The sequence below is a fragment of the Bacillus sp. FSL K6-6038 genome, assembly GCF_038050455.1.
GTDB lineage: Bacteria > Bacillota > Bacilli > Bacillales > Bacillaceae_G > Bacillus_A > Bacillus_A pseudomycoides.
In genome coordinates this window covers 2593674-2616219 of record NZ_JBBOUH010000001.1, presented here as the reverse complement: position 1 = coordinate 2616219, position 22546 = coordinate 2593674, and the positions used below count along the sequence as shown (strand labels likewise).

The 22546-nt window shown below is 32.5% G+C and carries 22 protein-coding genes and 1 riboswitch; of the genes, 16 read left to right on the top strand and 6 right to left on the bottom strand.

Annotated features, from left to right (window positions below; genetic code table 11):
• The first annotated feature begins 172 nt into the window (after positions 1-172).
• The 3 genes from NSQ40_RS13475 to NSQ40_RS13465 all read left to right on the top strand — a co-directional run bounded on the left by NSQ40_RS13475 (position 173) and on the right by NSQ40_RS13465 (position 3584).
• Complete coding sequence (locus tag NSQ40_RS13475; RefSeq protein WP_097793751.1) at positions 173-1408, top strand: cytochrome P450 family protein; 1236 nt, start codon at positions 173-175, stop codon at positions 1406-1408.
• A 276-nt stretch (positions 1409-1684) separates the two neighbouring features.
• Entirely contained in the window at positions 1685-2956 is a 1272-nt protein-coding gene (locus NSQ40_RS13470; RefSeq protein WP_003204494.1) for an MFS transporter, read from the top strand.
• The gene (locus NSQ40_RS13465; protein WP_018765995.1) at positions 2946-3584 is read left to right on the top strand and encodes a Vat family streptogramin A O-acetyltransferase; all 639 of its coding nucleotides are present in this window, start codon (positions 2946-2948) and stop codon (positions 3582-3584) included. Before NSQ40_RS13470 ends, NSQ40_RS13465 begins: the two co-directional genes overlap by 11 nt.
• A gap of 91 nt (positions 3585-3675) precedes the next feature.
• On the opposite strand, the gene NSQ40_RS13460 is transcribed toward NSQ40_RS13465, so the two are convergent.
• Entirely contained in the window at positions 3676-4023 is a 348-nt protein-coding gene (locus NSQ40_RS13460) for a hypothetical protein (protein ID WP_258248394.1), read from the bottom strand.
• A gap of 190 nt (positions 4024-4213) precedes the next feature.
• Here NSQ40_RS13460 and NSQ40_RS13455 point away from each other — a divergent pair, with 190 nt between their 5' ends.
• Positions 4214-4369 (top strand): DUF1540 domain-containing protein, encoded by a 156-nt coding sequence (locus NSQ40_RS13455; RefSeq protein ID WP_003204488.1) that lies wholly within the window; start codon positions 4214-4216, stop codon positions 4367-4369.
• Positions 4370-4466: 97 nt separating this feature from the next.
• Here the strand turns inward: NSQ40_RS13455 and NSQ40_RS13450 are convergent, their stop codons facing one another.
• Complete coding sequence (locus NSQ40_RS13450) at positions 4467-4964, bottom strand: PadR family transcriptional regulator (RefSeq protein WP_003204485.1); 498 nt, start codon at positions 4962-4964, stop codon at positions 4467-4469.
• A 138-nt stretch (positions 4965-5102) separates the two neighbouring features.
• Here NSQ40_RS13450 and NSQ40_RS13445 point away from each other — a divergent pair, with 138 nt between their 5' ends.
• The 3 genes from NSQ40_RS13445 (at position 5103) to NSQ40_RS13435 (ending at position 9628) form a co-directional block, all read left to right on the top strand.
• Positions 5103-6314, top strand: coding sequence for a cytochrome P450 (locus NSQ40_RS13445; RefSeq protein ID WP_033796173.1), 1212 nt, complete (start codon positions 5103-5105; stop codon positions 6312-6314).
• 340 nt (positions 6315-6654) lie between these two features.
• A complete protein-coding gene (locus NSQ40_RS13440) occupies positions 6655-7515 on the top strand; it encodes a Cof-type HAD-IIB family hydrolase (RefSeq protein ID WP_341286120.1) in 861 nt (286 codons plus the stop codon).
• Positions 7516-7846: 331 nt separating this feature from the next.
• Positions 7847-9628 carry a PAS domain-containing sensor histidine kinase gene (locus tag NSQ40_RS13435; RefSeq protein WP_098101050.1) on the top strand — a complete coding sequence of 594 codons (1782 nt, stop codon included), beginning with the start codon at positions 7847-7849 and terminating at the stop codon, positions 9626-9628.
• A gap of 134 nt (positions 9629-9762) precedes the next feature.
• Here NSQ40_RS13435 and NSQ40_RS13430 read toward each other — a convergent pair whose 3' ends face one another.
• Positions 9763-10443, bottom strand: coding sequence for an aspartate/glutamate racemase family protein (locus tag NSQ40_RS13430; RefSeq protein ID WP_003207241.1), 681 nt, complete (start codon positions 10441-10443; stop codon positions 9763-9765).
• Positions 10444-10600: 157 nt separating this feature from the next.
• A riboswitch (SAM riboswitch) is annotated at positions 10601-10718 on the top strand.
• A 146-nt stretch (positions 10719-10864) separates the two neighbouring features.
• Here NSQ40_RS13430 and NSQ40_RS13425 point away from each other — a divergent pair.
• The 4 genes from NSQ40_RS13425 to NSQ40_RS13410 all read left to right on the top strand — a co-directional run bounded on the left by NSQ40_RS13425 (position 10865) and on the right by NSQ40_RS13410 (position 14211).
• A complete protein-coding gene (locus NSQ40_RS13425) occupies positions 10865-11413 on the top strand; it encodes an ECF-type riboflavin transporter substrate-binding protein (protein WP_018765989.1) in 549 nt (182 codons plus the stop codon).
• A gap of 10 nt (positions 11414-11423) precedes the next feature.
• Entirely contained in the window at positions 11424-13124 is a 1701-nt protein-coding gene (locus NSQ40_RS13420) for an ABC transporter ATP-binding protein (protein ID WP_033797633.1), read from the top strand.
• Positions 13117-13944, top strand: a complete 828-nt coding sequence (locus tag NSQ40_RS13415; RefSeq protein ID WP_033796175.1) for an energy-coupling factor transporter transmembrane component T family protein — start codon at positions 13117-13119, stop codon at positions 13942-13944. The genes NSQ40_RS13420 and NSQ40_RS13415 overlap by 8 nt, the downstream gene beginning before the upstream one ends.
• Positions 13945-14112: 168 nt before the next feature.
• Entirely contained in the window at positions 14113-14211 is a 99-nt protein-coding gene (locus NSQ40_RS13410; RefSeq protein WP_018765986.1) for a YjcZ family sporulation protein, read from the top strand.
• Positions 14212-14469: 258 nt separating this feature from the next.
• On the opposite strand, the gene NSQ40_RS13405 is transcribed toward NSQ40_RS13410, so the two are convergent.
• Positions 14470-14772, bottom strand: coding sequence for a hypothetical protein (locus NSQ40_RS13405; RefSeq protein WP_033797632.1), 303 nt, complete (start codon positions 14770-14772; stop codon positions 14470-14472).
• A gap of 686 nt (positions 14773-15458) precedes the next feature.
• Here NSQ40_RS13405 and NSQ40_RS13400 point away from each other — a divergent pair.
• On the top strand, positions 15459-16253 hold the full coding sequence (locus tag NSQ40_RS13400) for an alpha/beta fold hydrolase (protein WP_033797631.1): 795 nt from the start codon (positions 15459-15461) through the stop codon (positions 16251-16253).
• Positions 16254-16798: 545 nt separating this feature from the next.
• On the opposite strand, the gene NSQ40_RS13395 is transcribed toward NSQ40_RS13400, so the two are convergent.
• Positions 16799-18064, bottom strand: coding sequence for a HAMP domain-containing histidine kinase (locus NSQ40_RS13395; protein ID WP_258248396.1), 1266 nt, complete (start codon positions 18062-18064; stop codon positions 16799-16801).
• 110 nt (positions 18065-18174) lie between these two features.
• The gene (locus NSQ40_RS13390; protein WP_033797629.1) at positions 18175-19047 is read right to left on the bottom strand and encodes a serine/threonine protein kinase; all 873 of its coding nucleotides are present in this window, start codon (positions 19045-19047) and stop codon (positions 18175-18177) included.
• A gap of 129 nt (positions 19048-19176) precedes the next feature.
• Here NSQ40_RS13390 and NSQ40_RS13385 point away from each other — a divergent pair, with 129 nt between their 5' ends.
• The 4 genes from NSQ40_RS13385 (at position 19177) to NSQ40_RS13370 (ending at position 22477) form a co-directional block, all read left to right on the top strand.
• Positions 19177-19695, top strand: a complete 519-nt coding sequence (locus tag NSQ40_RS13385; RefSeq protein ID WP_003203547.1) for a GrpB family protein — start codon at positions 19177-19179, stop codon at positions 19693-19695.
• Between the two features lie 140 nt (positions 19696-19835).
• Entirely contained in the window at positions 19836-20366 is a 531-nt protein-coding gene (locus tag NSQ40_RS13380) for a hypothetical protein (RefSeq protein ID WP_033797628.1), read from the top strand.
• A gap of 12 nt (positions 20367-20378) precedes the next feature.
• Positions 20379-21053: a response regulator transcription factor gene (locus NSQ40_RS13375; protein WP_003203539.1), complete on the top strand. Its 675-nt coding sequence runs from the start codon at positions 20379-20381 to the stop codon at positions 21051-21053.
• The gene (locus NSQ40_RS13370) at positions 21050-22477 is read left to right on the top strand and encodes a HAMP domain-containing sensor histidine kinase (protein ID WP_033797627.1); all 1428 of its coding nucleotides are present in this window, start codon (positions 21050-21052) and stop codon (positions 22475-22477) included. Before NSQ40_RS13375 ends, NSQ40_RS13370 begins: the two co-directional genes overlap by 4 nt.
• Positions 22478-22546: the final 69 nt, after the last annotated feature.

Here is a 22546-nt window from a genome sequence, read left to right as displayed (position 1 = left end):
CTAATAGGCGATAAGAAGAAAATATCTTCTTATCGTTTGTTTTTTGAAATGAATTATTTTTCAATATATAAAGTAAGATCGCAACGAAAAATTTACAATTTTCTCACTATTCATGAGTTATAATTCATATGTTGAAGTGCTTTTTACAAATAGATGAGAGTGAGGGAATGCAATGTTTTTTAAAAACAAAGTTGGCCTCAAAATAGAAGATGGTATTCAGTTAGCCTCTGCAGGTTTTAAAGAAGATGCATATGAAATTTATAAAGAATCACGCGCATCACAACCAATTTTGTTCGTATATAAGAGTGAACTGTGGACAGAATGGCTTATTACAAGATATGAAGATGCATTACCACTTTTAAAAGATTCTCGCTTAAAGAAAAATCCAGAAAATGTATTTTCTCAAGAAAGATTAAAACCATTTCTTTCTCTTGAAAATAGTGACCACTTAACGAAACATATGTTAAATTCAGATCCACCTGATCATAGTCGTTTACGAGCACTAGTTCAAAAGGCTTTTACTCCTAAAATGATTTCACAATTAGATGAACGTATTCAGAATATCGCGGATACTTTATTAGACCGTGTAGAATATAAGCATTCCCTAAATCTTGTTAATGACTACGCCTTTCCATTACCAATCAATGTAATTAGTGAAATGCTTGGCGTTCCAAAAGATGATCAAGAAAGATTTAGAATATGGTCTCATGCGGTAATTGCTTCCCCTGAAACACCAGAGGAAATAAAGGAAAATGAAGAAAAACTATCCGAGTTTATTACATATCTTCAATATTTAGTGGATGTAAAAAGGAAAGAGCCGAAAGAAGACTTAGTTAGTGGATTAATTCAGGTGGAAAGCGAAGGAAGTAAATTAAGTGCACCAGAACTTTATTCAATGATTATGTTGCTTATTGTCGCAGGACATGAAACGACTGTGAATCTTATAACCAATACGGTATTAGCATTGTTAGAAAATCCAGATCAACTGCAGTTATTAAAAGAAAAGCCCCAACTTATTGATTCAGCGATTGAAGAAGGATTACGTTATTATTCTCCCGTTGAAATTACGACGGCACGTTGGGCAACTGAACCTTTTATGATTCATGATCAAGAGATTCAAAAAGGGGATATGGTAATCATTTCACTAGCGTCGGCAAATCGTGATGAGAATGTCTTTGTGAATCCGGACGTTTTTGATATTACGAGGGAAAATAACCGCCACATTGCATTTGGACATGGAAGTCATTTTTGTTTAGGAGCCCCGCTTGCTCGTTTAGAAGCAAAAATTGCAATTGCCACATTGTTAAAACGTATACCTAAAATCCAAATAAAAGGGGAACGCGAAAAAATTAAATGGCAAGGCAATTATTTAATGCGTTCTTTAGAGGAATTGCCGTTAACTTTCTAGAATAGGTATTTGAGACGTGCATACATTGTATTTCGTTCACATAGAGTATGTATGTGTCATTTAAAATCGAAACGGAAGGGTGAAGACATCCCAATGATCAACTAATTCTATTTTTTAAGAAATCTTCGTTATAAAACGAAATATTCTTCTGAATAGGATTAGTATGTACATTTTTATATGTAAAAGGGATGTATTTTCGCACTGCGAATAAACTGACTTTTATAATATGATGATGGTGCTGCCTCCTATTCAGAATGTAGAATAGGGGGCTTTATTATGTCTATGAATATAGAAGCTAAACAAAAAAGTAATATATCTGTAGTACTAAAAAATCGATTTGTGCAAGCAATTATTGCTTCAGCATTATTTCTCCAGATAGGAATTTGGATCCGAAACTTTGCGGTACTGCTGTATGTAATGGAAATGACCAATGGTGATGCGTTTGCCATTTCAATGATTTCAGTTGCTGAATTTGCGCCGATTTTTATCTTTTCATTTATAGGAGGAACGTTTGCAGATAGGTGGAAGCCAAAAAGGACGATGATTTGGTGTGAAGCCTTAAGTTCGTTATCAGTATTTGCAGTATTGTTTACACTTATGTTTGGTACTTGGAAGGTAGTATTTTTCGTTACACTTATCTCTGCAATTCTTTCGCAATTTTCACAGCCTTCAGGTATGAAATTATTTAAACAACATCTATCTACAGAAGAAGTACAGTTGGCTATGTCATTATATCAAACCATTTTTGCGATTTTCATGGTATTAGGTCCTATACTTGGCACGTTTATATTTCAAGCCTTCGGAATTTACACTTCTATTATTGTGACAGGAATTGCTTTTTTATTTGCGGCTTTAGTCTTGCTATTTCTTCCAAGAGATATTGAAGAACAAGAAGAAAAGAAAAAAGTTAGCTTATTGCAAGAGATGGTGGATGGAATTAAATATGTAAAGGCAAAGAAGACACTAACATTACTCGGAATTTGTTTTATGGCAGCAGGATTAGGGATTGGTCTGATTCAGCCACTAGGTATTTTTATCGTAACTGAACAATTAGATTTATCAAAAGAAAGTTTACAATGGCTACTCACTGTAAATGGAGCTGGAATGATTATTGGAGGAGCTTTAGCGATGGTATTTGCCAAAAATGTTGCTCCGCAAAAGATGTTAATTTTAGGCATGTTTGCACAGGCCGTTGGCATTGGTATCATCGGATTTTCTACAAATTTATGGATTACACTCATTGCTCAGTTTTTCAGCGGTCTAGCACTTCCTTGTATCCAAATTGGAATAAATACGCTTATTATTCAAAACTCGGATACAGACTTTATCGGACGAGTAAATGGGATTTTAAGTCCTTTATTTACGGGTTCGATGGTATTAACGATGAGTATTGCCGGTTCATTAAAAGAAGTATTTTCACTTAGCACAATGTATGAAGGAACAGCATTACTATTTATTATTGGTTCATTATTTATTTTGCCAATATATAATTTGAAACCAGTAGTAGGAACTTCAAATGAAGGTGGTGCTGTCCAGCATGAATCCTAATCCAAATGTGCAATATCCGATTGAAGGAAATAAGAGTGTTCATTTCATTAAAAATACAATAACAAAACCAAATATTATTGTTGGAGATTATTCTTATTATGATTCAAAAAATGAAGAAACATTCGAAGATCAAGTGCTATACCATTATGAATTTTTTGGAGACCGATTGGTTATGGGGAAATTTTGCTGCGTAGCACCTGGAGTTACATGTATTATGAATGGCGCAAACCATAAAATGGATGGATTTTCAGCGTATCCATTTAATATTTTCGGTCATGGCTGGGAGAAATTCACACCTACACTTTCTGATTTACCGTTTAAAGGAGATACGGTTATCGGAAATGATGTATGGATTGGTATGGATGCGACGATTATGCCCGGAGTGAAGATAGGGGACGGAGCAATTATTGCTGCTAAAGCGGTTATAACAAAAGACGTTCCACCATATACAATTGTTGGTGGTAATCCTGCTACTGAGATAAAAAAGAGATTTTCAAATGATGTAATAAATGAATTGTTAGAAATAAAGTGGTGGGACTTGGACATTAAGATTATTTCTAAAAATATTGATGTAATTGTAAGTGGGAATATGGAAGCGTTGAAAAAATTAGCAGACGCTTCAGTGTGAAAAATATGAAAAAAGGAGGGCTCCATTACGAAAGATGAGTCCTCCTTTTTTCATTCGCTTTATCAATTTTATAAACAAAACCACCGTCACATCATAAGTCGTAACAAAATGTTTCTGGCTTAGCTAGAAGAGTTCGGGAGCGTTCAACCCATTTAAAAATAGCTGAATTCGTTGAATTTGTTGCACTTTGTAAGATGTTTTGAAGAGATTCTATATTATATGTATTTCCGCGAGTTCGAATAGCATCTCCAACTAATAGATATAAACAGTGAAGAAAAAAAGTTTGATTGGGACAATTTGTATCACTTGCAATACTCAGTATAATTTCTGCTGTATTATCGCATATCGATAAGTCCCAGTCTTGCTCAGGGAAAACAGCATGTTCTGTATAAGCCCATTCAATAATTTCTTGTGTTGTAGGGTTCCACGGATCTTTCATTATACAATCTCCTTTATCATTTCTTAAATAATAAGTTAATTATATAATAGAGAAAAAATTTGAGGGAAATGTTTTTCTTGTCCAATTTTTCATGATAATTAGCAAGCGTAGTATCAATACAAAGAAAAAAATAGAAGTATCATACCTCTCAAATTTGTTAATGATAAAAGAATAAGGAGGTGTGATACTTATGGCACAAGATGTTTTATGCGAAGTAAACAACTGCAAATATTGGGGTAACGGAAACAAATGTAATGCAGATGCAATTTATGTAGTAAGTCATAAAGGTAACCAAGCATCTACAACAGAAGAAACGGATTGCAAAACATTTATTCCTGAAGCTTAAACGATAAAGGGTAACCGCACCGGGTTGCCCTTTTATTAATTATATTATTGATAATAAATTTCATTTTCATTCACTATATTTGCTTTTTTGTCATTTTTTATATTTTTTTCATAAGAGAAGTAATCCAAGCTAGCTCATGTTCAATACATGATTTTCTATGTTGTATGACTTCAGAAATAAAAAGTGAAGTTTCAGCTAGGGATTGAATAGAGGTTAATTGTGTATATAGCACATTTTGACGAGTCGTTAAAACTTCTTTACGAGCTTCGCAATCCAATTTCTCAAACAGTGCAACACGTACAAGAAATTCAGCAGCATTAGCAGCTAGTTTCTCTGGAAACTCTCGCATCATTTCATAAAAGATTTCTTCACCTGTAGGAGTTAATGCGTAAATGTTACGGTTTGGTTTACCTATTTGTTGATGAATCTTTTTTGTAATTGCTCCCATATCTTCAAAACGCCGAAGGGCAGGATAGAGCATGTTATGATTCAATTCAAAATTTTCTCCAAGACGATTTTGAATGTTTTTCTTTATTTCATAACCATACTTTGGTCCAGAAGTTAATTCTGCGAGTAGTAAAATATCAACATACATATGTATCCTCCTAATTTTTTCTCAAGTTTATATCCGTAAATATCCCCTGTACATATGTTAAAATAACATATGTTAGTCTATACATCTTTGAACTGCCTACCTATTACTTTATTTTAAAAGAAAAGGGAGGAAAGAACTATGAATTCGCCTGAAAATGTAATTTTGGTTCATGAAATTTCAAAGCTCAAAACAAAAGAAGCGCTGTGGAACCCTTATGAGTGGTATAAGCATATGAGGGAAAATCATCCGGTCTATTATGATGCGGAGCAGGATGTATGGAATGTTTTTTTATATAATGATGTGAACCGTGTTTTATCTGATTATCGCCTATTTTCAAGCAGAAGAGATCGTCGTCAATTTTCCGTTCCGCCTTTAGACACAAGAGTAAATTTAAACTCTTCTGATCCTCCAGAGCATCGAAATGTTCGCTCAATTGTTTCAAAGGCATTTACCCCAAGAAGTCTTCAGCAGTGGAAGCCACAGATACAAGCAATTGCAAATGAACTTGTGAAAGATATGAATAATTATGATGAAATTGATATTGTAGAGCAGTTTGCTGCAATTCTACCTGTAACCGTTATTTCTGATTTATTAGGTGTTCCAACAACAGATAGAAAAAAAATTAAGATGTGGTCAGATATTTTGTTTATGCCATATAGTAAAGAGAAGTTTAGCGATTTAGATAAGCAGAAAGAAGTTGCTTTACATAAATTTAAATCTTATCTTCTCCCGATTGTTCAAGAGAAACGATACCATTTGAAAGAAGATATTATTTCAGACCTGATCAGAGCGGAGTATGAGGGAGAAAGATTGACTGATGAGGAAATTGTGACATTTTCATTAGGACTTTTAGCCGCAGGGAATGAAACCACTACAAACCTTATTATTAATAGCTTTTATTGCTTTTTAGTAGATGCACCTAAGGTATACAAAGAATTAAGCGAAAGTCCAGAGCTGATTCCTAAAGCGATAGAAGAGGTACTACGTTATCGTTTCCCTGTTACATTAGCCCGTACTATAACGGAAGATACAACAATATTTGGACCGAAAATGAAAAAAGGACAAATGATTGTTACGTGGATAAGCGCTGCCAATTTAGATGAAAATAAATTTTCACAAGCAGATTGCTTTGATTTACATCGACCTGGAAATGAAAAACATTTAACATTTGGCAAAGGACCTCACTTTTGTTTAGGCGCACCACTTGCTCGTTTAGAAGCTGAAGTTGCATTAACTACGTTTATTAGGAATTTTAAAAAGCTAGAACTTTCACCATCCTTTCATTTAGAGAACTGTATATTAGAGAATGAACAAACGTTAAAGCGGTTTCCTATCCTTTTAAAGAAATGAAGCATATTAAAAAAATGAAAACCCCTATTCTAAGTAGGGGTTTCATTTTTTTAATATGTTTTTTTAACAAACTAAAAAATATTTCTTGACCTGAAACGCTTTTCATAAATTATAACTAAGTTGTGTTTGACAAAGTGAATATGGAAACGATACCTAATTTGTGTATTTATCCCGCTATTTGTGAATAGGAAGCCATCCACCTTTAATCTTAGTGGAAGGAACTGGAGGAATCAACTGCCTGTAAAATCTCGATTAGTGAAGACGAATAATTAGTGGGCTCCACTGATTTAAGTTTCACTTTATACAAGCATGTTTATTTATAGAAAGTGGTGACGGAACAATGAAACTAATTACAATCGATTTAGATGGAACTCTTCTTTCAAGAAATAAAATGATTAGTAAAGAAAATGCAGAAGCTATTCAAAAATGCCAGGAGCAGGGGCATGTAGTAGCGATTTGTACAGGACGTTCTCTCGTAGATATTGAACGTTTACTACTGGAAGCTGATTTACAATGTCCTATTATTGCAGAAAACGGTGCTCTTATTTATGTGGATCAAAAAATGATGAAGAGATACCCTATTCAAAATACACATGCCTTTGAAATTGTTGAATATCTTGAACAAAATCGGATGTATTATCAACTGTATACAGATCGAGGTGTATACGTTCCGGCATATGGTGAAGAAAGTGTGAATCATGAAATAGAATGGATAAAAAGGTCAAATAAAGATATTGATCAGAAAGAACTTGAAGTCATCGCAGCATTGTATCTTGAACATACAGCATTTCATATCACAGAAAGTTGTAAATCGATATTAGAAGAAGAGATTTATGTGCATAAGCTTTTACCATTCTCCTATAATGAAGAGAAATTACAAAAATTAAAAATGCATTTTCAACATAATACAGAGCTAGCAATTACTGCTTCGTATTGGCATAATTTAGAGATTAATCATTGTGACGCTCAAAAGGGGAATGGTTTATATACTTTAGCAGAACATCTTAATATTCCGGTGGTAAATACTGTTGCAATAGGTGATGGGCTAAATGACATTTCTATGATGGAAAAGGCACATATATCTATCGCAATGGGAAATGCAGTGGACGAAATTAAACGGATTTGTCACTATGAAACATTATCGAATGAAGAACATGGAGTTGCACATGCTCTTTATCAATATGTCATGGTAAAAAAATAAAAAAGAATCCATCAAGGATTCTTTTTTATTTTTTATTAGGGGTAAGGTATTCTATGAGATTCATAGAATACCTTATTGCATTTTATTATATAGAATATATTGGAAGAATTGTATATGATTTTCAAATAATTTGTGAATAATTTGTGAATATTTAGATCATTGCATATTTATATTAATAAGATTATATATCATTTCAAATAATTTTTAATTGAAAAATAAAATTTATTTGAATAATTATGCTCTTGCTATATACCTATAAGAACATTATTCGTATAATGGAGAGGCGTGAGTAAAAATTGGTATTAAATTTACATATAGAGGTGGAAAGAGAATGAATGCGCGGCTATTGGAACTCATTGATGTGAACACAATAGAAACCATGGCAGAACAATTTTATAAATTAACAAACATTTCACATCAACTTCTTGATCAAAATATGGAATGTGTTTTTTCATTTGGTATGAATCAAGAAGAAAATATACAACTTACAAAAATTGAAATCCCTATCTTTTTACATGAGCAACACCTTGGATCATTTATTGTTTGTGCAATTAAAAATGACATCCGTACTTGTTATAAATACTTCGAAATGCTTTCAAATCTCATTGTAGATGGTGCAATGAATAAACTTCAAAACCAAACAAAAAATATACATTTACTTTCTCAAAAAGAAGAACAGCTACATACAATCTTACAAAATATGCCCATTATGGTCGATGCTCTTGATAAAAATGGGAATTTTATATTATGGAATCGTGAATGCGAGCTCGTAACAGGCTATGCTGCAGAAGAAATCGTTGGAAATCCCAAAGCACTTGAACTGTTATATCCTGATGAAAGTTATCGCAGACAACTTCAAAAGAAATTTTCGATTCGCGGAAAAAGTTTTCGAGATTGGGAAATGAATTTAACATGCAAAAATGGGGAAATAAAAACAATCATGTGGTCAAATATTTCGGAGCAGTTCCCAGTAGCTGGTTATAGTTATTGGGCAGTTGGAGTTGATATTACTCATCGAAAAGGAATTGAAGAGCAATTAAAACAGCAAACTTCTGAGTTAGAGCTTATTTTTAAAGCATTACCGGATTTGTGTTTCTTAACTGAGGCTGATGGAACAATTATAGACTATAAAGCAGGTTCACCAGCTAAGTTTTACGTACCTGCAGAATCCTTTATGGGGAAGAAATTTTATGAAGTCTTGCCATCACCTGTAGCACAACAATTTCAAGAAGCAATTCATCAAGTACAACAAAAGGAATCGACAGTTATTGTTGAATATCCGTTAACACTTAAAGGAAGTGTTAGTTTCTTTGAAGCTAGATGTTTACCACTCTTACAAGATAAGATTATGATAATCGTTCGAGATATTACCGAGCGGAAAAAGACTGAGGAGTTATTGAATAAATCTGATACACTTGCAGCAATTGGACAGTTAGCTGCCGGGGTAGCACATGAAGTTAGAAATCCATTAACCGTAATCAAAGGGTTTATTCAATTATTTCAAATTAACCAAGAAGATCAAGATAAATATTTTGATCTTATGCTATCAGAAATCGAAAGAATTGAAGCTATACTTCATGAGTTTTTATCGATTGCAAAAACTGATGTCATTTCAACTGAAAAGAAAAACCTCTGCTCGATATTAAAAAATGTCGTTTCATTAATCAACACGAAGGCAATCATGACAAATATTCAAATTAATCTCCATATAGAATCAAAAGAACTAATGATAGATTGTTGTGAAAATCAATTAAAACAAGTTTTTATTAATATTTTACAAAACTCAATTGAAGCAATGCCAAATGGAGGGGAAATCTCTATTTATGTAAAAAAATCAGAGCGTGAAGAAGTTATGATTAATATGGTTGATGAGGGCGTAGGAATTCCTGAAGAAAGAATTAAAAGACTTGGTGAACCTTTTTATAGTACGAAAGAGAAAGGAACTGGGATTGGACTAATGCTCAGTTATAAAATTATTGAAAGTCATCAAGGAAGAATTAGTATTATGAGTGAGGTAGGAATAGGAACATCAGTTACAATCTATTTACCAATGTTTCAAAGTGAGCAAGTTACTTCTTGTGTAGCAATGTTACCTATAACAGGGGCTTTATGAGGATATTATTACTTTCCGGTTCATATAATAATAGAGTTAAAAAGCTATCTTATGATTTGTAAGATAGCTTTTGTTATATATTAATTTATTTTGAGAGTTAAAGAGTTCTTATAAATTATACAGTTGTTTATCTATTATCCAGCGAATTGTACAGCAGTTTTTGCATGTAAAAAAGCAGTATCAAATACAGGAATAGAAAGGTCTTTCTGTGAAATAAGTAACGGTATTTCTGTACAACCTAATAAAATTCCTTCTGCACCATTTTCAATAAGTTTTTGAATGATTTGTAAGAAACGTACTTTAGATTGCTGTGAAATAATCCCTTTACTCAATTCGTGAAGAATGACATGATGAATGAAATTTCGTTCATCTTCTTTCGGAATAATTGTTTCAACACCATAATTAGCTAGTCTTGTTTTATAAAAGTCCTGTTCCATTGTTTGTTTTGTTCCAAGTAAACCAATCCGTTTCACATCATGTTCAACAATTTCTTCAGCACTGACATCACCAATATGAAGAAGGGGGATAGAGATTGCTTGTTCTACTTCTTCCGCAAATTGATGTACTGTATTTGAGCACATAAGTATACAATCTGCACCGGAACACTCTATTTTTTTTGCTACTTGAACGAGTTGATTTTGCACTTCCTCATATTGTTGATTTTGTAATAAATTTGTCACTTCGCCAAAATCCATGCTATATAGAACAAGCTTTGCATTATGATTATACTGAGATAGAGTTAGTGTATTAATATGTTTATAATAAAGAGACGTTGATTCCCAACTTAATCCACCAATTAATCCGATTACTTTCATGTCAAATTCCTCCCGTTAACATGTTTTGTTATGCTAATTATTCCATAATTCCGATAAGAATACAATGATTTATTCGATTGTTTTAAGAAAAATAAAAATAGTGAGAAAAATATTGAAATTAACTTGCGTTAATGCAATAATACAAATTACAAACGAATACTTATCCAGAGAGATGGAGGGAACGGCCCTATGAAACCTCAGCAACCCCTATTTATTCATACAAATAGGAAGGTGCTAATTCCGCAAAAGACATATTGTCTTTTGAAAGATAAGAGGATCATATCTCAATAAAAAATGACCTCTTATAAAAGGGGTCATTTTTTATTGAGAAATTGAGAAGAAAGGAAGTGAAGACGCATAATTTAATTTTCTTATACATATAGGACTAATATAAACTAACTAGAATGAAAGGGGAATTCATATGAACAAATTATCTACAAAATTAGTCGTAGCAATTGGAATCGGTTCTGCAATATATGGTGTATTAGGTCTATGGGGATTTTCAATTGCGCCAAACACATTTATAAAGCCTGCTTTGGCTATATTAACAATTTTTGGTGCGATTTTCGGGCCGATTGCAGGACTTTTGATTGGTCTTATCGGTCATATAGTGACAGATACCATCGCTGGATGGGGAATATGGTGGGGATGGGTACTTAGCTCAGGTATTATTGGATTTACGATGGGACTTGTACAAAAACGAGCAAGTTTCAGTGTGAAAAATGGAACATTTCGTAATCGAGATATTTCATATTTTGCTATAACAGGTTTAATCGGGATTGTCATTGCAATCATATTTGCCGGTGCTTTTGATATTATCGTTATGGGTGAACCTTTGGATAAAATTGTTATTCAAGTATTCGGTGCAACGATTGCAGATATCCTTGTATTCTTAATTCTTGGTTTACCAATCACACTGGGATTAGCGAAAGCAAATAAAAAACATACACATTTGAAGATTGAAAAGTAGGGAGATTACAATGAAGCCGATTATTTCCTTTGAACAATTTACATTTCAATATAAACAAGTGACAGAACCTACTTTAAAGGATGTTACATTCCGTATTTATCCAGGTGAAAAAGTATTGATTGCCGGTCGAAGTGGATCAGGAAAATCAACATTGGCCCATTGTATAAATGGGCTTATCCCTTTTTCATATGAGGGATCAAGTACTGGGAACATTTCAATATGTGGTAAGGATCCGCGAAAAGGTAGTATTTTTGAGCAAAGCAAGCATGTAGGAACTATTTTACAAGATCAAGATTCTCAGTTTATTGGTTTAACCGTAGGAGAAGATGTTGCATTCTCATTAGAAAACGATTGTGTAGAACAGGAGAAAATGAAGGCTGTTGTTATGGACTCACTACAGAAAGTACAGATGCATACGTTTCATCTACGAAGCCCGTATGAATTATCTGGTGGTCAAAAACAAACTGTTTCTCTTGCTGGACTGTTAACAACAGAAGCTGACATATTACTATTTGATGAGCCATTAGCAAACTTAGACCCCATGAGTAGTTTGAAAACAGTAGAACTTATACGAAAGGTGCATCAACAATTTAATAAAACAGTTGTTATTATTGAGCATAGAATAGAAGAAATATTAAAATTAGACCTTGATAAAATCATATTAATAGAAGAAGGAAAAATTGTAGCGGTTGATTCACCAAAAAGAATTTTACAAACAAACATGCTACAAAAAATAGGGTTAAGAGAACCTGTATATATTGAAGCATTAAAAAATATAAGAATGAATATTTTAGATGAAGAATTATATCCAATTGAAAGTTTAGATCATGAAAATGTGAATAAAGCGATTAAGCAATGGATGTTAAATTCTACCATGTTTAAAGAACAACAAAAAAAAGAAATCTTATGTGAAATAGAAAATATATCATTTTCATATTCGCAAAAAGATTTTACATTAAGGGATATAACACTCTCTATACAAAAGGGAGAAATTGTAGCATTATTAGGCCATAATGGTGCAGGTAAGTCTACATTTGCACATACATTAACGGGAATGAACAAAGCGAAGGAAGGGGGAATTGTACTTGATAATGAAAATATAAGTTCATGGTCTATTCGAAAGCGTGGAGAAGTGATCTCCTATGTCATGCAAAATCCTAATCACATGATTACACAATCTACTGTTTGGGATGAAGTTGCTTTTTCATTAAAATTAAAGAAGACTTCTAGCGCAGAAATAAATAAACGCGTAGAAGATGCATTGCGAATTTGTGGATTATATCCATTCCGAAATTGGCCTATTCAAGCGTTAAGTTATGGACAAAAAAAGAGGCTTACCATTGCATCGGTTTTAACAAGGAATCCGAAGCTTATCATATTAGACGAGCCAACAGCAGGACAAGATTATTTTCATTATAAACAATTTATGTCTTGTATAAGCCTACTAGCGGCACAAGGAATATCATTCATCTTTATTACACATGATATGAATCTAGCTTTAGAATATGCAGACCGTGCAGTTGTCCTTCATAAAGGGAAAATACTTGCTAATGATACTGTTCCAAGCGTATTAGCAAATAGCGAAGTATTACAACAAGCTAATTTACAGGAGAGTTCGCTAACAACTTTGGCCAATTTGAGTAAAGTCCCTTTTCCAGATGTTTTTGTACAAATGTATATGGAGGCAAAAAGGAGAGGGGATTATGAATAAATCAGATTTATTTTATATAGATAATCATACATATTTTCATCGTATGGACGGCGCAATTAAATTGTTGTTATTTATAATTTGGATGACTCTTACGTTTATATTTTTTGATTTTCGTATTTTATTATGCTTGTTTTTCATTGGTTGTTTAGGATTAGTGATCGCTAAAATCCCTATAAAAAAAATTGTAATTATATTTAGTGTTATTTTCACATTTAGTATGCTAAATTCAATGATGATTTTATTGATTACACCAACTCATGGATCTGAGTTAACTGGTACAAGTACAGCATTCTTGCATATTGGATATGCTACGATTACATTTGAAACACTATTTTATGCTCTTACGCTCTCATTAAAGTATTTTACGTTATTACCATTTACACTTATTTTCATATACACGACACATCCAAGTGAGTTCGCTAGCAGCCTGCATAAAATTGGCTTACCATATAAGATTGCCTATGCAATAAACATTGCGCTTCGTTACATACCGAATATACAAGCGGAATACAAATTGATTAAGCACGCTCAAGAAGCAAGAGGTGTACCATTTGAAAGAGGAGAGACGAATTTTTGGGAACGTATTAAAAATCGGGTACTCATCTTTTGGCCACTTGTTATTCATTCTTTAGAGCGAATTGATACGGTTTCAAATGCAATGGACTTACGAGGATTCGGAAAAAAAGAGAAGCGAACATGGTATTTTACAACAAAAGCAAAACAAGAGGATTATCTAGGGCTCGTTATCGGCATTATAATTTTAGTACTGGCCATTTACCTAAAGTTCAATATTTTCAAAGGGTTTTGGTATCCATTGTAAGTTTTCTGGATGTTATTAGGATAAAATTTAGGCACTCAGAGGAATGTCTTTTTAAATTTATCCAAGACATGCTCAAAAATGACATAGAAACATACTGTATAATACGAACCTGTTAATAAACGATCAATTTCATTATCCATTAGTTTTATACTAAAAGGAGGAGAGAGTATGAGTTTCGGTGGTTCTTGTGGTTTTGGTGGAAGTTTTGCTTTATTAGTTGTGTTATTTATTTTATTAATTATTGTTGGATGCAGCTGCTGGGGCTGAGGGTATTAAAAACATATAACTTTTTAATCATTCGTCACAGAATCATGTAATCAGAAAAACCATTAAAGATACTTTTTTAGTATCAATACGAGATTCAACATAAAAAAAGGAGCTGCTATGCTCCTTTTTTTATGTTGAAATTTCACCGAAATAATAAGGTTGATTTCCGGAAAATTCGTTTAATTTACATGATTTTTTAATATTGTAAATACTTGTGACTAAAAGACGAGTTTTTATTATTCACGATAGTTATTGGTTTTAATTACCTAGTCTCTTTTGACTGTTAGGCGTAATTTCATCGGCAAATTCTATATTTGCCAAATTTACTTTGGATGGAATAAATGTTTTTGTTGTATTTTGAACACCTTGGAACAAACGTTGAATAGGTTTCATCATATTTGAATTACGTGTTGCTACTACACTAAAAACTGTTCCTAATCCTAGTAAAGAAAACCAAATCCAGCTTCTATTGTTATTCCGTCTATTTCTAAATAATCTAAACATTCGCTGAGTTCTTCTTCTAGAATTGAATAGTGACATCAAGAAGTTAAGAGTATTCATTTTTTACCCCCTGTAAAGATAATTAGGAAAAAGAAACACTAAGTTCAATTTCACATGATTTATGTTGCAATATTTTATCGGAATTTATGCTAACATTTCTTGATTCTTTTTTCCTAAAAACCCTAAGTTTACTCATTACAAAGGGAAACATGTACAGATAAATAAGGATTTAAAATTCATTTACATAATGTTTATTTAATCAATGAGATGCAGCATATTGGAAAATGGGATTAAAAAGAATTATTGTAATTTTATGTGTGATTCATAAGGGAAATCCATCGTAATTTATTCTAAATAGTTACCAGAATAGAAAAAAAGAAGTGCCACATAATAACAGAAATGAGGGAAAAGACACATCGTCAAGTGTACTGTAAGAGGTTATTTTATAGCATAACATTCAAAAAAAAGACCATCTGTTTTTCTGTCTAAATAAATGAAAAGATTAAAAGAAAAACTTGAGGAGCGACTAAATTCATTTTTTTAAACGAAAATCAGCTTCAACGTTATCAGGAACGTATAACAGAATAATATCGACAGCTTATAGCTAACAAATTATAAAGAAATTAATAACAAAAGGAAAATACTCATGTACTAAAATCAATTTTTAGTATGCATCATTTTTTAGAGTTACTGTTTTTTTGAAAAAGAGTTGGGAATAATTTTAGATTGTTGAGGTGATTACATACATGCCAATGTTGGATGTAGATGGTAGTAGTCTGTACTATATCGTTAAGGGAAAAGGGGTTCCTATTGTTTTTATTCATCCTCCTGTACTTACATGTGTGAATTTTGAGTATCAAATAGAGGGATTATCCCAAAATTTTAAGGTGATTGCTTTTGATATTAGAGGACACGGAAGGAGTCAGTATTCAAAACAACCGATAACCTATCCACTGATTGCTGAAGACATTAGATGTTTGTTGGATCATTTAGAGATTAAGAAAGCATTTGTATGTGGATATTCGACTGGAAGCTCTATCGCATTAGAATTTTTATTGGCCTTTGCTGAAAGAGCGTTAGGAGGTATTCTAATCGGGGGAATGTCAGAAGTGAGGGATGGATATCTAAAGAATAAGATTTCACTTGGCGTGAAACTTGCGAAAGCGGGGGCAGTTTCATTTTTAGCATGGTCTATTTCATGGAGCAACTCAAATACACATAAATTGTTCAGAAAGATGTTTAAAGAGGCACGAAAAGGGAATGGCAAAAATATCTGGCAGTATTATTGTTATAGTTTGCATTATGATTGTACTAATCAGCTTAGAAATATTCAGCTTCCGGTTTTGTTGGTGTATGGTAAGAAAGATAAAGTATTTTATAGTCATGCCAAATTACTACATGAAAAATTGCCATGTAATGAATTAAAATTCATTGATAACGTAAAGCATCAAATTCCTACAAAAGCAGCGAGATGCCTAAATGAAATGATTCAGCAGTTTGCTTTTATTCATACTGAGATGAGACTTTTTCTTTACCCATAAAAAAGTATATTTATTTCGAAGTTATATGCGTTTATTGTGCTAAATATTTAATGGGAAAGGAGCTATCATGCTCCGTTTGATAATTGATATGTGAAAGAGTAGTGAGCGCTCAAGTTATCCCTCCTAAATATTTCGAATTATTTTTGCGTACCGGTGATTGATGCGGATGGAGTCTTGCGAATGTAAAACCTAATGAGTAAATATACGAGAAGTGGTACAACTATGTTAGGTAATAAAAAATGGAGTAAAGAAGGAATACCTTCAAGTTAGCTATAGCCAGGACCTTTTATAGGAGGGTTCATATATAAATAATTTAAGCCAAGGTTTATGAAAAGCATATCTTATTTTGTATTAACTAGTAGTAATATTCCCGCTTTAAAAATCATCGAAAACAATGAAGTTAGGCGGGAGATGAAATGTTAGTAAATACCTGATTAGTGAAGGCTAATAATCAGTGGGGGATGGAGAAAAAACATTGATTAAAATTTCAATTTATGTAGTGAAAAACAAAAAGGAGCATAGGAAGCTCCTTTTAAATCAAAATGTTAGTGTTTTTTAGCAATCTCATTATTTTGTGGAAATGTGATCGTTAAAGTGGTTCCTTTATTAACAATACTATTTATATCTAAAGTACCATTCATCGTTTCAATGATTTTCACTGCAACCATCGTACCTAAACCTGTTCCTCTTTTTTTTGTACTAAAATAAGGTTCACCAAATCGATTGATTTGCTCTTGTGTCATCCCAATTCCACTATCTTTAATGACAATAGTAATTTTGTTTTCACAAGCAGATGATTTGATACTTAGTTTTCCGCCATTTGGCATCGCTTCAATACTGTTCTTTATTAAGTTTAAAAAGCATTGCTGAAAATGTTGTGTATTCCCAGTGATGGAACCTGTTACTAAATTCTCAGAAACATTTATAGAATTCATATTACATAATGGCATCATCATACTTATTATTCTTTTTAATTCTTGATCTATTACAATGTTATCAACTTTTTGTGATGCTGGCTTAGCAAATGTTAAGTAGTCATCAATGATAACCTGAGCGCGGTTTAGCTCTCCAAGAATATGTTCAATATATTGTTCTCGCGATTCTTGTGGTAAATCTGGAGTTTTAAGGAGTTGAGTAAAACCTTTTACTACGGTAAGAGGATTTCTTACTTCATGTGAAATACTCGCAGCAAGTTGACTCACAATCTCCATCTTCTCCATCTTTACTAATTTAGACCTCATAATAACGGCATCTCTTAAAACCTCATTTATATATACAACAAATAACATGACAATTGGAGGGAGTAGAATAAAATAAGTGATATATGAATTTGTAATTGGGAAATCTGACAGAACAACAGCGATAAAGGTTGTAAGTAAAGCAAGGAAAAAAGGTAAAGTCATTGACATGATAAGCTTCTTTCTTCTGTTTAATTGATTAAATTTAGAAGAAGAATAGGCAGTGAAAATAAGCATGGTAATATAAACAATAACTGTTAAAAAGTTAACACCATAAAAAACAAACCGAATCAATAACATGATAGATAATAAAGCGATCCCAACTGGTAAACCACCATAAAGTGTACCTATTAAAAAAGGGATCTGTCTTAAGTCGTGAACGCAGTTTTCGTCTATGTATATAGGGAATTTCATACATAAAATCAATGGTATACTAGTGCATATAATGATAAGAATCTTTTTATAGTTTTTAAAAAATATTTCATTATTATATATAAAATAAAAAACAAAGGTGCTGCTTAAAATGTAAAGCAGATTATTTAATACGTTTTGGTTAATGTATACAAAATTCATCTAGCATGCCTCATTATTGTAGTTTTCAGTACTATAAGTATTATACCGGAAAAATACAACTTCTTCATGTTTTAATTATTGGAATAAGGACTGTGATTACTTTTGAATTGTTATTTGTTTCGAGCAAATTCCCATGCTAAGTGAAATTCTTCAACTGATGCATAACGTTGATTTCTATTTTTTTCTATCGTACGAGCTGCTACGTCATACAATTCTTTCCCTGCTTCCCATTTAGTGAAAGAACGATCGAGTTCCCCTCCTAAGAACGCAAAAGCGATTGCTCCCATATTAAATACATTTGTTTTCTCATCAATCACTGCATCAAGTTCGAATTCCTCAGGTGACATAAATCGTGATGATCCCCAAAGTCTTCCCATTGTATTGATATAAGGTTTCTTCTGATATAAATCGATATCACAAATCTTTGTTATCTTTGTTTCAAAGTCATACAAAATGCTTCCATCATAAAAATCTATTGCTACATAATTTTTTCTTTCAACATGAACATGGAAAGAAAAAATATGATCTAGTGAAATAAGACGTTCTTCAATTGATAATTGTTTATAGCGATAGAACGGAGAACTAGGATTACTATATTTCGCTAGTGGTGGAAATGACCAATGGGAATGAAGGCATTCTCCGGTAAACCAATTAAAGATTGCCACATAACCGTTTTCTACTTCATAATGATCAATTAATTCGATTAGATGATCGTGTTTTAATTCTTCATAAAGAAAAATAGCTTCTTTTAATCTAGTAACAGCGGCATCTGGATTTCCCGAATATTCCATTGTTTTTGCACCAGCATATTTAACAAATCTTTTCTGACCATCTATTTCAATACCAAAGCATATATTGCCAGAATCTTGTTGATCAAATACAGTAAACACTCTACCAAGCTTCACAAGCCATTCAAAATCTTGATATTCTTTTAATTTAAAAGTTACATCATCAAAGCTAAGTGTGACTGGAATTTCGTTCATTTTACACCTCTTATTTTATATAATGAGATTAAATATTAATAAATTCGAGGAGAGTAATAAAAATCCTGTTTTGATTAGTTAAAAAGAATTACTTTTAAAGCTATGTAATTATTATGAAAGGAGTAAAAGATGGATAAAGAAATAATCATTGAACCGTATAATTTAAATTGGCATACGGAATTTGTGAAGGAGAAAGAGAAATTTATCACATTGCTAAAAAAGGACATCTTAGCGATTGAACATATCGGAAGTACGTCAGTAGAAGGGTTAAATGCTAAACCTCTTATTGATATGATGATAGGTGTTAAAGATTTAAAATTAGTTGATCATTGGATAGAACCATTGCAAACAATAGGATATGAATATGTATTTCATAAACATTTTCCGCAGAGGCGTTTTTTTAGAAAAGGGAAATGGAGAGCAGGTACACATCATTTACACGTCTATACGCACGGTGGTCAAGATTGGAAAAACAATTTATTATTTCGTGATTTTATGAAAAATCATGAATGGGCACGTGTGGAATACAAACAATTAAAATACGAGCTTGCTATGAAGTATCCATTTAATCGAGTGGCGTATACTAATGCAAAAGAACCTTTTATTCAAAGGATCATTACACTGGCGAAAGAAAATCTATACATATAAAAATTACGGTGGGAAATTTGTTTTTTAGTTCACATAAAGTATTTCTCATCTTATTCTAATCTTTCTTTCATTCTTTTTTCTTTTTTGATTGCTACAATTTGGAATGTAGTGATGTTTTGAAATTGAAAGAGGGATGCAAAATGAAGAAAACGTTCGGAAGTCAAATTTTTAATTTGTTTATAAAGATCGCAGGAGCTTGTGTGATTGCATTTAGTGTTACAATGTTTATCGTAAACTTTATGCTAGGAGATCAAATAGGATTAAAAAGCGTAAATAAAAATCTTGGTTCTCTTGGTGAATATGGTGCGATTGCAGCTGCATCACTTTGGTTTTTACGTCATATTTGGCTGTTTTTACACAAAAATAAAATACCCGGATTCAAGTATATGAAAGAATTATATATGTTAGCAAAGAAATATCATATGTTTATCGGTTATGCTGTATTAGCTGTTGCAACAACACATGGAGTTTATTTTTTTATAAGGGGAAATCACCATATGATACAGATTTACAGCGGCATATTTGCTTTTGGTAGCTTAGTATTGCTAGGAGTTGTTGGAATTCTTTTGAATAAGGTTAAAGACAGAAAAAAATCGGTATTATATCGAAGCATACATCAAATGATTGCGATTCTATTTGGATTAGGATTGATCATTCATTTAATAATATAGGAGGAATTAGGGTTGCATCATATATTAATAATTGAAGATGAAGAAAGTTTAGCTGAATTTTTAGAGTTAGAATTAAAATATGAAGGATATGCAGTAGAGGTACAATACGATGGGCGAAAAGGATTGGAAGCAGCCATAGAGAAGAACTATGATATTATACTTCTTGATTTGATGTTACCAGGACTCAATGGGATTGAAGTATGTCGTAGACTGCGTGCGACGAAGAATACTCCCATCATTATGTTAACAGCGCGTGATAGTATTATGGATCGTGTTACAGGATTAGATAGCGGCGCTGATGATTACTTACCGAAGCCATTTGCAATTGAAGAACTCCTTGCACGAATACGTGTTATATTTAGACGCGAACAAAAAGAAGAAAGTAAGCCAACACTTTTGCTTGCTTTTAAAGATTTACAGTTACATGTAGAATCAAGAACGCTAAGAAAAAATGATGAAATCATTGAATTAACGAACAAAGAATTTGAGTTATTACTCATGTTTATGAAGAATATTAACCGCGTACTTACACGAGATATACTTTTAGAGCAAGTGTGGGGTTACGATGCGATTGTAGAAACAAATATTGTTGATGTATATGTTCGCTATTTACGAAACAAATTACATGGTGTAGATAAGGAGGAGTATATCCAGACTGTTAGAGGGGCTGGATATGTGATGAGATGATCAAAAATTTTGCACAGCGCATTCGAAACCTTCCGATAAAATGGAAACTAACTCTTTGGTCAACTACGTTATTATTTATCTTGTTCGCTTTATATAATGTTTTACAGTATATTGTGATTAATCAATGGACAGTAGACTATGAAAAGAAACAAATGAACAGGCAAGTGAAAGAAATAGCAGCATATTTTACTGATAAAAAAGAAACACTTTCTAACCAAACGATTGAAAACAGTAAAGACTTTCTTAATAATATGAATGATAAACATCAGATTATTCGAATTTTAGATAAAGATGGACAACCAATTGTCTCGATTTCTCGTGATTTTAATCCGAGGTGGGCGCCCCCTAAATCGGTTACCCAACCTGAAGCTTATATAAAGAGGCATTTAGAAGATAGAATATTAATTGAACGTATGCCGATTCAAACAGCAACATTTATGGGAACAATTGAGGTTGGAAAAAATTTAGAAGCTTTCGATCATTTGTTGAAAATCATTTTCGTTGTAATGGTTGCAGCTGGTATCGGTGGACTTATACTTAGTTTTTTAGGTGGAACAATTATTGCTAAACAACTTTTATTAAGTGTTCAGAATATAACTGATACGATGAATCGAATTAAAACAAACGGGTTAAAAGAAAGAGTTCCTGTACGGGAAAATAATGATGAACTTGCAAAGCTAGGCATTCTATTTAATGAATTAATGGATGATGTAGAAAAGTCTTTTTTACAACAAAAACAGTTTGTTGAAGATGCATCACATGAACTTCGAACACCCCTTACAATTATTCAAGGCCATTTATCCATGTTAAACCGTTGGGGAAAGGATGATCCTGTTATTCTACAAAAGTCACTTCAATCTAGTTTAAAAGAAGTGGATAGATTGAATAAATTAGTCTCAGAATTATTAGAGTTATCTAGAGCAGAATCAGAGCAAATGCCCTCATTAGCAGTCGAGCCTGTACATGTAAATACTGTATTAAAACAAGTAATCCAAAACTTTGAAGTTCTTCAAACTGAATTCGAATTCGATATACAATTATATGCCGAAGAGGCTTACGTGGCTATACCAACACCTTATTTAGAGCAAATAATGATTATCATACTAGATAACGCAATTAAATATACCAAAGCAAATGATAAATACATTTGTATTCAAACAAACATGCAAAAAGAAAATATTACTATACGTATTGTAGATCATGGCGACGGAATACCCGAATCGGATTTACCATATGTACTTAATCGTTTTTATAGGGTGGATAAAGCAAGGAGTCGTAAACAGGGTGGAAATGGCCTGGGGCTTTCCATCGCAAGACGGCTTGTAGAAAAATATAATGGAAACATTATATTAGAAAGTAGGGAGAAAGAAGGTACATCAGTTACAATTTCGTTTCCTTATGTTTTACATGAAAATGAGAAATAGATGAGAAAAGTTTCAAAGTATTTTCATATTACTGTTGTATACTGTGTAACCAATAGAACTTGTACTTTC

Excerpts from the sequence above, each read along its gene's own strand:
- NSQ40_RS13475 (WP_097793751.1), top strand. The coding sequence starts at position 173 with ATGTTTTTTAAAAACAAAGTTGGCCTCAAAATAGAAGATGGTATTCAG.
- NSQ40_RS13470 (WP_003204494.1), top strand. The coding sequence starts at position 1,685 with ATGTCTATGAATATAGAAGCTAAACAAAAAAGTAATATATCTGTAGTA.
- NSQ40_RS13465 (WP_018765995.1), top strand. The coding sequence starts at position 2,946 with ATGAATCCTAATCCAAATGTGCAATATCCGATTGAAGGAAATAAGAGT.
- NSQ40_RS13460 (WP_258248394.1), bottom strand. The coding sequence starts at position 4,023 with ATGAAAGATCCGTGGAACCCTACAACACAAGAAATTATTGAATGGGCT.
- NSQ40_RS13455 (WP_003204488.1), top strand. The coding sequence starts at position 4,214 with ATGGCACAAGATGTTTTATGCGAAGTAAACAACTGCAAATATTGGGGT.
- NSQ40_RS13450 (WP_003204485.1), bottom strand. The coding sequence starts at position 4,964 with ATGTATGTTGATATTTTACTACTCGCAGAATTAACTTCTGGACCAAAG.
- NSQ40_RS13445 (WP_033796173.1), top strand. The coding sequence starts at position 5,103 with ATGAATTCGCCTGAAAATGTAATTTTGGTTCATGAAATTTCAAAGCTC.
- NSQ40_RS13440 (WP_341286120.1), top strand. The coding sequence starts at position 6,655 with ATGAAACTAATTACAATCGATTTAGATGGAACTCTTCTTTCAAGAAAT.
- NSQ40_RS13435 (WP_098101050.1), top strand. The coding sequence starts at position 7,847 with ATGAATGCGCGGCTATTGGAACTCATTGATGTGAACACAATAGAAACC.
- NSQ40_RS13430 (WP_003207241.1), bottom strand. The coding sequence starts at position 10,443 with ATGAAAGTAATCGGATTAATTGGTGGATTAAGTTGGGAATCAACGTCT.
- NSQ40_RS13425 (WP_018765989.1), top strand. The coding sequence starts at position 10,865 with ATGAACAAATTATCTACAAAATTAGTCGTAGCAATTGGAATCGGTTCT.
- NSQ40_RS13420 (WP_033797633.1), top strand. The coding sequence starts at position 11,424 with ATGAAGCCGATTATTTCCTTTGAACAATTTACATTTCAATATAAACAA.
- NSQ40_RS13415 (WP_033796175.1), top strand. The coding sequence starts at position 13,117 with ATGAATAAATCAGATTTATTTTATATAGATAATCATACATATTTTCAT.
- NSQ40_RS13410 (WP_018765986.1), top strand. The coding sequence starts at position 14,113 with ATGAGTTTCGGTGGTTCTTGTGGTTTTGGTGGAAGTTTTGCTTTATTA.
- NSQ40_RS13405 (WP_033797632.1), bottom strand. The coding sequence starts at position 14,772 with ATGAATACTCTTAACTTCTTGATGTCACTATTCAATTCTAGAAGAAGA.
- NSQ40_RS13400 (WP_033797631.1), top strand. The coding sequence starts at position 15,459 with ATGCCAATGTTGGATGTAGATGGTAGTAGTCTGTACTATATCGTTAAG.
- NSQ40_RS13395 (WP_258248396.1), bottom strand. The coding sequence starts at position 18,064 with ATGAATTTTGTATACATTAACCAAAACGTATTAAATAATCTGCTTTAC.
- NSQ40_RS13390 (WP_033797629.1), bottom strand. The coding sequence starts at position 19,047 with ATGAACGAAATTCCAGTCACACTTAGCTTTGATGATGTAACTTTTAAA.
- NSQ40_RS13385 (WP_003203547.1), top strand. The coding sequence starts at position 19,177 with ATGGATAAAGAAATAATCATTGAACCGTATAATTTAAATTGGCATACG.
- NSQ40_RS13380 (WP_033797628.1), top strand. The coding sequence starts at position 19,836 with ATGAAGAAAACGTTCGGAAGTCAAATTTTTAATTTGTTTATAAAGATC.
- NSQ40_RS13370 (WP_033797627.1), top strand. The coding sequence starts at position 21,050 with ATGATCAAAAATTTTGCACAGCGCATTCGAAACCTTCCGATAAAATGG.